At 55.1% G+C, this 2928-nt stretch carries 2 protein-coding genes; both read left to right on the forward strand.

Features of this window, described 5'->3' with window-relative positions:
• Positions 1 to 2078: serine/threonine-protein kinase (locus RMSM_RS12305; RefSeq protein WP_040766039.1), on the forward strand; the 2078-nt coding region annotated here is incomplete at its 5' end.
• On the forward strand, positions 2071 to 2928 hold an 858-nt coding region (locus RMSM_RS12310; RefSeq protein WP_008696173.1), incomplete at its 3' end, for a hypothetical protein. The genes RMSM_RS12305 and RMSM_RS12310, both read left to right, overlap by 8 nt.

Here is a 2928-nt window from a genome sequence, read left to right on the forward strand (position 1 = left end):
ACTATGCCATGCAATTCATCGACGGGATGTCAGTGGACGAAATTATTCTGAAACGGAGTCTCGAATTTCAGCGTGTTGACGAAGGTGACACCGACAGTGATCCGGTGGCCGAAGATTGGCGGACGACGGTGGGGCAAGCCATTCAAGCGGCTGAGGGGCTGCACGCGGCTCACGAATTTGGAGTCGTGCATCGTGATGTCAAGCCATCGAATCTACTGATTGATCAGAACGGCAAATTGTGGGTCACTGACTTTGGTTTGGCGCGAGTGCAAAGTGACGTGTCGCTGACCCAGTCCGGTGATATCGTTGGGACGATGAAATACATGAGTCCCGAACAAGCGCGAGGCGAATCCGCGATCGTCGACGGACGCACCGATGTCTATTCGCTTGGGGTGACGCTTTACGAGATGCTGACGTTGCGTCCAGCGCATGAGGGGGATGACGCTCCGGCGATCCTGCGTACGATTGAAAACGACGCCATCGTGCCGTTGCGAAAACGATGCCCGCACCTGCCCCGCGACCTTGCCACCGTGGTGGCCAAAGCGATGGCGAAGAATCGTGACGGACGCTACGAAACGGCGAAAGAGTTTGCTGATGATCTGCGCCGTGTGCTCGCAGGCGAACCCACGATCGCTCGCCCGCCGACGCTGTTGGATCGTGTCGGTCGATTTGCCAACAAACATCGCCGCAGCGTTGCGGTGTCGGCGTTGGTCGGTATGTTCGCGATTGTTGGATTCGGTATTTTTACCGCCATGTTGGCTGCGGAAAAGCAAATCTCGGAGAACAACGAAGCGCGGGCGATCACTCATCAAATACGCGCAACGCGAAATGAACAAATTGCTCGTGAATGGATCGATCGGCTGGGTTCACAAATGGCTGAACTGTTGGACGATATTCCCGCAGCAGCGCCAGTCCGTCGACGGTTGCTTGGCGAGACGCTCGACTATTACGAACGTTTTGTCAGCGAGGCGAGCGACGATCCGACGCTACGCAAAGAGTTAGCGGTCACCTATGGAAAAATCGGGGCATTTCAAAGTGAGTTGGGAGCCAGCGAAGAGGCAATCGCAGCACTCGAGCGATCCGAACAACTCTATCGCGAATTGGCTGGGCAATCGCCCGATGACACAGCGCTGAGTTTGCAGTGGTCGATCAGCCAAAACAATCTGGCCGAAAAGTTGTCTCAGACCGGTCGTATCGAACAAGCCGCACATTGGTTTGGAAATGCGATTGTAACCCAGCAGAGTTTGTTGAATCGGATTTCAGATTCGGACGACTCAGCCATGCCAGAAAGCGACGACTCGGATGCAGTCACTCGCGAACTCGCCACGACACTCAATAACCTTGGGTTGTTGTTGGACGAAGCCGAGAAAACGACGGAAGCAAGCACGGTTTATCGCAGAGCTATCAGGCTGTTGGAAACGTCGGATTCGGATGCCGGGTTATTGGCATCGATCCAGTCGAATTTGGCGGGGTTGTTGTCCAAGCGGTCGCCGGACCAAGCAATCCAGTATGCTCGGCAAGCCTTGGCCTATCAGACCAAGGCACTTGCGCAAGACCGAGGCGACGTCAAATTGGCAACGAAAGTCGTATTGACGCTCAATTCACTTGGTACATCCCATGCGCAGCGATCTCAACACGCCGAAGCAATCGAATCGTTTCAGCAGGCCATCGAGATTGCCCAACAATTGCAGACACGATGGCCCGATTCGCCAGCGTATTGGCGTGATCTGGTGATCAGCTTTAACCATCTCGGTTTATCTCTGGCCGCAACGGGCAAACGCCAAGAGGCAAAAAATGCGTTCGAAAAGGCGTTGCCCTACCAACAATCGTTGGCAGCGTTGTACCCGGATGATGCGGAAGTCCAGAGTATGCTCGGCGGCGTTCTAAATAACCTTGGGTTCTTGCAACAACAACTTGGCAATGGCGGCGTTGCCAGAGAGTACTTCGTCGAAGCCGCCGAACATCAATCACGTGCCGTGCAGCTTGCACCGGAGGTTCCGCGGTATCAAGCCTATTTAGCGAAACATCAACACAATTCACTCAGCCTTGGAAATGCGAGGAAATCCTACGATGACTGACACCTCTGCATCCCGTCCCCTTCGTTTCGAACAATTAGAAACCCGCTCGCTTTTGGCGGGCGGCATATTCATTATTGAGATGTCATTCGGGACGAACCAAACCAGCGACAGCCAAAACGGCACCGCGGCCCAGATTGCAAGCGGAGTATCGTCCGCGTCGGATATTCAACGACGAGGAATCCAAGCACGTTTCCAAGACGACAACGTGCAGGGGAACGTGGGACGAGAAAACGGCGGACAAAACTATCGCGGCTCAGGAAACAGTGTCGACCACAGTCGCCATCTGCCGACCTCGTTTCGCCAAGACATTCCCCATCGCCAAGAAACAACGCTGGCTCAAGCCGAACAGAGCGCGACTCCAGCGACACTGGGGGTCAGTTCCACGACTGGGTCGCAAACGAACCCCACGGTTAACGGTGTTGCCAACGATCGTCGTGACGTCGCAGGTGCATTGCCACAAAACAACAACGCTCTGGTGATCCCGTCGGCTGTGGATGAAATCCTGGCGTCGTTGGAACCGTCGGGCGATGGCGAGACGTCGTTGGATGATCAAGATGCTATCGAGGCGGTCGAGACCGTTTCGACCATTTCTGCTGAAAATGCGGATGCGGTTGCGGGCATCAGCGGCACCACGGACACCGACGCGGTGGCGACGTCGCTTGCGGATACCTCGGATATGAAACGCACCGAATCCGAGAGTTTGGGCGACCTTGAATCCGGACTGATCACCCCCGATTCAACGTTTCAACTGCCTTCACTTCAAAGTCTCAGCGATAGTGAGCACGATCCTTGGCAGCTCGACGACAGCATCCTTCCTCGGTTGCAGCAACATTTTCGTGCAACACTGCGT

This window comes from Rhodopirellula maiorica SM1, assembly GCF_000346295.1.
In the GTDB taxonomy this organism is placed as follows: Bacteria; Planctomycetota; Planctomycetia; order Pirellulales; family Pirellulaceae; genus Novipirellula; species Novipirellula maiorica.